This is a genomic window from Nostoc foliaceum FACHB-393 (assembly GCF_014698505.1).
GTDB classification, from domain to species: Bacteria; Cyanobacteriota; Cyanobacteriia; order Cyanobacteriales; family Nostocaceae; genus Nostoc; species Nostoc foliaceum_A.
This window is the reverse complement of the sequence record NZ_JACJTD010000071.1, coordinates 23,679-30,554: the sequence shown is the minus strand read 5'-3', so window position 1 is coordinate 30,554 and position 6,876 is coordinate 23,679. Positions and strand designations below refer to the sequence as shown.

Genomic DNA, 6,876 nt, shown 5'->3' with positions numbered 1-6,876 from the left:
TACGGTGGGGCACACCGGAAGCTACGCTTGGGGAGATTTGCCCTCTTGGGCCGTTGGCGCAAGCCTGCTGCCTAACGGCGAGTCAGAGAACCAAGAATCCCCGTCTCTTTAGAGCGGGGAGTGTCAACTTCATAATTAGGCTGTAACAGAAATAGCCTATGCCTTTATCCTTTGATCTTATCCAGAGCTAGATTCAGCTTCAACACATTAACTCCAGGCTCACCAAAGATACCAAGAAAACGACCATCGGTATTTTGGGCAATCAAAGTTTCCAGTTGGGGGGGCTGAACTCCTCGCGCCTTGGCTACTCGTGCAATTTGAGCGATCGCAGCTTTGGGGGTGATGTGGGGATCAAGGCTGGAACCAGAGGTGTAGACTAGATCAGCAGTCGGCTGTACACCTGCTGTTTTCAAACGATTGAAGTTACCTTCAACCTTTTTGCTGGGGTCGGGGTAATTTTTACCTTTGATGCGTTCCAGTAATGCGGGATTACTAGGAGCCAAGTTACTAGCACCAGAAACCCCGGTTTTCAAAACTCCCGCATCGTCCTTTTTGGGGTCGGCTGTGCTGTAACTGGTGGTACTGGGACGGCTGTTAAAATAGCGATCGCTACTAAAAGGTTGACCAATCAAAGCAGAACCGACAACTTGACCTGTGCTATTTGTTAGTAAACTACCGTTTGCTTGAAACGGAAACACAATCTGCCCAATGGCAATCATCCCAAAAGGATAAATAATTGCTGCAATAACCCAGAGTAACAAGGTAGAACGAATAGCCCTGCTAGCTTCGCGTGCAAAACTCATTAGAATTTCTCCGGTACAAACATTACAAAAAATAGATAGATGGAAAGCCCTAGTGTCACCAGCCCTAACAATCCCAATCCCCAAGATTGACTGCGGGAAAGCTGTTCACCAGTCGCCGCATAAACTAGAGGTGCAACAACTAGGTTGAAACACATCGCCAAGAACAAATACAGTGCCAGCTTGTGTCTACGCCATTGACACCAGATTTCAGTTATTTCTTCTAATACTTGAGATGCAGCGATGCCTGCGGCGAGCTTCGCTAACGCGCGGCGGATATTAACGGGTTTCATAGTAGATTAAGACAAAGGTAAGATGATATCTATCAGTTTGATGGCAATGAAGGGAGCTATGATACCACCAACGCCATAGATGAAGATGTTGCGACGTAACAGTTGATCTGCTGTTAAAGGTAAAAACTTTACCCCTTTGAGTGCTAGCGGAATTAATGCCGGAATAATTAAAGCATTGTAAATCAGCGCCGAGACGATCGCAGATTGAGCACTCTTTAATCCCATAATATTAAGTGCGCCGATTCCAGCGGCTGCAAAGATAGTGGGAATGATGGCAAAATACTTGGCAATATCGTTAGCGATGGAGAACGTTGTCAATGCTCCACGGGTAATTAGCAACTGTTTACCTATGGTTACTAAGTCAATTAACTTCGTGGGGTCAGAGTCTAAGTCCACCATGTTGGCAGCTTCTTTGGCAGCTTGCGTCCCAGAGTTCATCGCCACACCGACATTTGCTTGAGCCAAAGCAGGTGCATCGTTAGTACCATCTCCGGTCATTGCCACCAATTTACCCTGAGATTGTTCAGAACGAATCACCTCAATTTTGTCTTCTGGAGTCGCTTCGGCAATGAAATCATCAACCCCAGCTTCTTGGGCAATTACCGAAGCGGTAATTCGGTTGTCACCTGTGAGCATGATAGTCTTAACACCCATACGGCGGAGTTGGTCAAACCTTTCCCGCAGTCCAGGTTTCACAATATCTTTGAGGTAAATGACACCATAAATATTGTCATCTTGGCAAACAGCTAAGGGTGTACCGCCTAATCGGGAAACTCGCTCATAAGCTGCGTCTATATCATCAGGAACGTAGCCACCACGGGAACGGACAAATCCCTTAATGGCATCCACTGCTCCTTTGCGAATTTGTTTGCCATCGGGTAGATTTGTGCCACTCATCCGGGTTTTTGCGGAAAATTCCACACCCTCGGCTTTGTCGATATTAAAGTCTACCGCAGCTTGGGACTTTTCTGCCAATATCACAATTGACTTGCCTTCTGGCGTTTCATCAAACAAGCTAGCAGCAAGGGAGACTTGCGCCACATCTTTGATTGAGTGATTATTCAAAGGAATAAACTCGTCAGCCATCCGATTACCCAAGGTGATTGTGCCTGTCTTATCCAGCACCAGGGTATTGATGTCACCGCAGGCTTCTACTGCTCGACCAGAGGTAGCAATGACGTTAAACTGGGCAACCCTATCCATCCCTGCAATACCGATCGCACTGAGCAAACCACCGATAGTTGTAGGAATTAAAGCTACCAGTAGCGAGATGAGGATAGCAACGCTAGCACCCGCCCGCAAACTGTTTCCCGCCTCAACTCCAAAGGCCGTGCTGATAAAGCTAGCGATGTAACCTACAAAGGGAGGCATGGTTGCCACCACAATCAAAAACACCTGCGTTAACACTGCCAACAATACCGTTAAAGCAATCTCGTTGGGAGTCTTGCTGCGTTCTGCCCCTTCTACCAGGGAAATCATGCGATCGATAAAGCCTTGACCAGGATCAGCGCTAATCTTAATTGTCAACTCATCGGAGAGTAAGCGTGTGCCACCTGTCACCGAACTGGCAATATCTGTACCTGGTTGCTTCAATACAGGGGCAGATTCCCCAGTAATTGCCGACTCATCCACTGAGCCGATGCCTTTAATTACATCCCCATCGGCGGGAATCATATTATTTGCAACCACTTTTACCAAATCGCCCCGCCGCAGTTCCGTAGAATTGACTTTGACTATGGAACCATCGGGGAGGATTTTATTAGCGATCGTATCTGATCGCGTCGATCGCAGTGAATCAGCTTGTGCTTTACCGCGTCCTTCAGCTACGGCTTCGGCAAAGTTGGCAAAAACGAGGGTGAAAAAGAGAATAAAGGTAATCAACCCGTTTAAGACGCGTTGTTGGTTGGCATCTGCCTGGATTGTGCCAAACAGATTTGGATTAAGGGTAACAAGGAAGGTGACAATTGTCCCTACCCAAACAACAAACATAACTGGGTTTCTGACAGTAATTCGCGGATCGAGCTTAATAAATGACTCGCGAATTGCTCTCTGGTAAAGTCCCCGCATATCTGTTTTGGGGGTGTGTTTTCGCGAGTCACGAGTTCCAGATGGAATACGGGGGGAGGGAGAATCAGTAGTAATTGGCATACATTAAATCTTGGGAATGGGGCATTGGGCATTGGGCATGGAACGATGAGGACGATGAATGGTGTTCCGAAGTCGATGAATGGTGTTCCGAGGACGATGAATGGTGTTCCGAAGTCGATGAATGGTGTTCCGAGGACGATGAATGGTGTTCCGAAGTCGATGAATGGTGTTCCGAGGACGATGAATGGTGTTCCGAGGACGATGAACGGTGTTCCGAGGTCGATGAATGGTGTTCCGAGGACGATGAATGGTGTTCCGAAGTCGATGAACGGTGTTCTAACTCTCCCCTGCCCCTCCGCTCCCCAATCCCTAGCCGATACCTTTGGCAATAAAGAAAGCTTCACCAATGGGGCCTAATGCTAATACTGGGAAGAATGTAAGTGCGCCCAAAATTAAAATCACGCCTGCGGTAACGCCTATAAATAGTCCGGTATCGGTTCGCAATGTACCAGTGGTGTAGGGAACAGCTTGCTTACGAGACATACTATCTGCTAAAAACAGCAAACCCAAAACTGGAATATAACGTCCAGCCAGTAAACTGAAGCAGGTACTCAAGTTCCACCACAAAGCAGTTAAAGTTGGTTCTGTACCTGTGGCGATAGCAAAAGGAGACGGTTGTGAATCGCCTAAGCCTTCAAACCCAGAACCGTTGTTAGCAGCAGCGGAGGCGTATTCATAAATTACTTGAGCAAAGCCGTGGAAGCCGGGATTGCTAATTCCTGATAGTTGATCGGGAAATGCCAAGGTGATACCTGCGGGAATCATAATTGCGATCGGGTGAACTAGCAGAATCAGGAAACTAGCAAGAACAACTTCGCGCTTTTCAATCTTGCGTCCGAGAAATTCTGGTGTGCGCCCCACCATCAGCCCTGTAGCAAACACAGCCAGAATCAGGTAAGCGAACAAATAAGCGGTTCCTGTACCCTGTCCACCCCAGATAATTTGCAGAAACATATTGGAAAGGGTAATAAAACCGCCGTTGGGCATAAAGGAGTCGTGTAAACTGTTGACTGCGCCGCACATAGTACCAGTTGTACTCGTTGCAAATAATGCAGATTGTGCCCAACCAAACCGGACTTCTTTACCCTCTAGGTTCGGCTGCTGACTACCAAGCAGTGCATTAACAGCCGGATTACCGTTGTATTCACCAATGGCAGTGACGATGATAAATACAACATAAAGTACACCGACCATGCCATATACTAACCAAGCATTAGATATACTTATAATGATTCCAGCATTTACCAATCACCCTCTATGATTTATGGCAATCCTTCAACTGATTGAACCCGAAATTAAAAATCTGGGTGGGTCTTTTGCCCGCCGCAGTTTGCCATATCCTAATCGCCAAATGGTTGGGCCGTTTATCTTTTTTGATCATCTTGGGCCGTCCGTTATGCCCCCCAATCAAGGCATCGATGTCCGACCACATCCTCATATCAATCTTGCAACGGTAACTTATTTATTTGATGGTGCTTTGATGCATCGGGATAGTTTGGGTACTGTGCAGGAAATCAAACCAGGTGCAGTGAACTGGATGACAGCAGGAAAGGGGATTGTACATTCAGAACGCTCACCTGACTCTGACCGTCACAAAGAAACTACTATTCATGGCATTCAAACCTGGGTCGCCCTACCTGTTGAAAACGAAGAAACCGATCCAAAGTTCATTCACTATCCTGCTGAAACCCTTCCCACTTGGGAAGAGAATGGCGTTGTCATCAAACTTATTGCTGGGCAAATATTTGGCTATACCTCACCTGTAGAATTTTTCTCACCTATCCTCTATTTAGATGGGGTGTTATCTGCCAATGCCCACTTCACTATCCCTACTGATTATTCAGAAAGGGCAGTATATAGTGTCACAGAGGGATTGAGGATTAATGATGAACCGATAGAGCAATATCGTCTCGCTATTCTAGAGCCAGGTGATCAGATCAGCGTTTCTGCTACTGCCCCTGCTCGATGTATTGTTATTGGCGGTGAGCCGTTAGGTAAACGCTACAAATGGTGGAATTTTGTCTCTAGCCGACCAGAACGAATAGAGCAAGCTAAAGCTGATTGGCGCAACTCCCGCTTTGCTACCGTGCCAGATGAAACAGAGTTTATTCCACTACCAGAAGTGGTGACAGAAGCTAATCCTTTTTCATAGGCGTTTGAAAGGTCATTGTTGCATGAATGACTTTGTGCTCTTCTGGAGAATCTTTTCTTTGATCCGTCGCGCATTAGTTTCGGCATAACCAAAGGCAGGGCGCTTTACGACAGCGAACGGTGAGTATCTTGTTAAGATGATATTGACTGCATAATTACTCAAAGCAAACAATCATTGACCACCAGTAGAAGCATGAAGCATCTGTCGGACTACAACTTCTTTGACCCGGAACTGCTTGTGTGTCCTTATGAATTCTACAAACTGGCACAAGAGCAAGCACCAATTATGGAGCTACCTAGTCCCAGACCTGACACCAAACTCTTTCTCGTTACCCGCTATGACTTGGTGATAGAAATTCTTAAGGATACAAAAATATTCTCTAGCAATTTCTCTACTTTACTGGCTGGCAAAGGAGAACAGGATGATGAGTTGCAGAAAATTTCTGCTCAAGGCTGGCCTCAGATGAACACCCTGCTCACGGCAGATCCGCCAGAACACGAGCGATTTCGCTCGCTGGTGAATAAGGCGTTCAGCTCGTCGCGTGTCAACAAAATGCGTGACTTGATTGAGCAGATTGTTGATGAACTTATTGACAGTTTCATTGAGCGCGGCAAGTGTGAATTCGTCAGTGAGTTTGCCGTACCCTTACCGATCAAAGTTATTGCTCAACAGTTAGGTGTGCCGCAAGCAGATTTGCCGAAGTTCAAGCAATGGTCTGATTCTTTTATTGCACGCCTAGGTCACACACTTTCTAGAGACCAGGAGATCGAGTGTGCTAAAGATGTTGTTGCTTTCCAGCACTATTTTCATGATGTCATAGACTCACGCCAAAAACAGCCTCAAGATGATTTGATTACTGACTTGGTACAGGCAAAGGTGGCTGGAGAGCGATCGCTCGACACTGCTGAATTACTAAGTATAGTTCAGCAAATATTAGTGGCAGGCAATGAGACTGTCACCAGTGCACTCGCGGGTGGGATGTTATTGCTGACAAACAATCAAGAGCAAATGAAGTTGCTACAAACAGATATTTCCCAGCTAGAGAACTTTGTTGAAGAAGTTCTACGGATGGAAAGTCCGACAGCGGGAATGTGGCGAGTTGTGATGCAAGATACAAAACTAGGAGATGTTGCTCTCCAAGCTGGGTCTTTGGTCATGATCCGTTTCGATGCTGCTAACCGCGACCCCATAAAATTTCCTGAGGGTGAGCGTTTCGATGTGTGCCGCCATAATGCCAGCAACCACCTATCTTTTGGTTATGGCATTCATTTTTGTTTGGGCGCTATGCTTGCTCGTAAGGAAATGCAGATCGCCTATGAGCGGTTACTGCTACGGCTTAAGAACATCCGCTTGGCACAAGAAAATTACCAGTACTTGCCGAACATACTCATGCGGACAGTGAAGTACCTCCATATTGAATTCGACAAAATAGCATGAAATGGGAAGCAACGCGATTTTGTCAGGTTGGATCAAAAACAAGCGA

6 protein-coding genes and 1 pseudogene are annotated in these 6,876 nt (G+C 46.5%); 2 read left to right on the top strand and 5 right to left on the bottom strand.

Annotated features, from left to right (window positions below):
- Nucleotides 1–164 precede the first annotated feature (164 nt).
- The 5 genes and pseudogenes from kdpC to kdpA all read right to left on the bottom strand — a co-directional run.
- Nucleotides 165–803, bottom strand: a complete 639-nt coding sequence (kdpC, locus tag H6G92_RS32630; RefSeq protein WP_190900209.1) for a K(+)-transporting ATPase subunit C — start codon at nt 801–803, stop codon at nt 165–167.
- Nucleotides 803–1,093 (bottom strand): potassium-transporting ATPase subunit F, encoded by a 291-nt coding sequence (locus tag H6G92_RS32625; protein ID WP_190900208.1) that lies wholly within the window; start codon nt 1,091–1,093, stop codon nt 803–805. The genes kdpC and H6G92_RS32625 overlap by 1 nt, the downstream gene beginning before the upstream one ends.
- Nucleotides 1,094–1,099: 6 nt before the next feature.
- A complete protein-coding gene (gene kdpB, locus H6G92_RS32620) occupies nt 1,100–3,160 on the bottom strand; it encodes a potassium-transporting ATPase subunit KdpB (RefSeq protein ID WP_242061222.1) in 2,061 nt (686 codons plus the stop codon).
- Entirely contained in the window at nt 3,064–3,585 is a 522-nt protein-coding gene (locus H6G92_RS40940) for a hypothetical protein (RefSeq protein ID WP_313890026.1), read from the bottom strand. The genes kdpB and H6G92_RS40940 overlap by 97 nt, the downstream gene beginning before the upstream one ends.
- Nucleotides 3,551–4,465, bottom strand: a pseudogene (gene kdpA, locus H6G92_RS32615) (potassium-transporting ATPase subunit KdpA); the annotation flags it as partial. The pseudogene kdpA and the gene H6G92_RS40940, both read right to left, overlap by 35 nt.
- A 40-nt stretch (nt 4,466–4,505) precedes the next feature.
- On the opposite strand from kdpA, the gene H6G92_RS32610 reads away from it, so the two are divergent.
- Nucleotides 4,506–5,393 carry a pirin family protein gene (locus H6G92_RS32610; protein ID WP_190900206.1) on the top strand — a complete coding sequence of 296 codons (888 nt, stop codon included), beginning with the start codon at nt 4,506–4,508 and terminating at the stop codon, nt 5,391–5,393.
- Nucleotides 5,394–5,585: 192 nt separating this feature from the next.
- Nucleotides 5,586–6,830 (top strand): cytochrome P450, encoded by a 1,245-nt coding sequence (locus H6G92_RS32605; RefSeq protein WP_190900205.1) that lies wholly within the window; start codon nt 5,586–5,588, stop codon nt 6,828–6,830.
- Nucleotides 6,831–6,876: the final 46 nt, after the last annotated feature.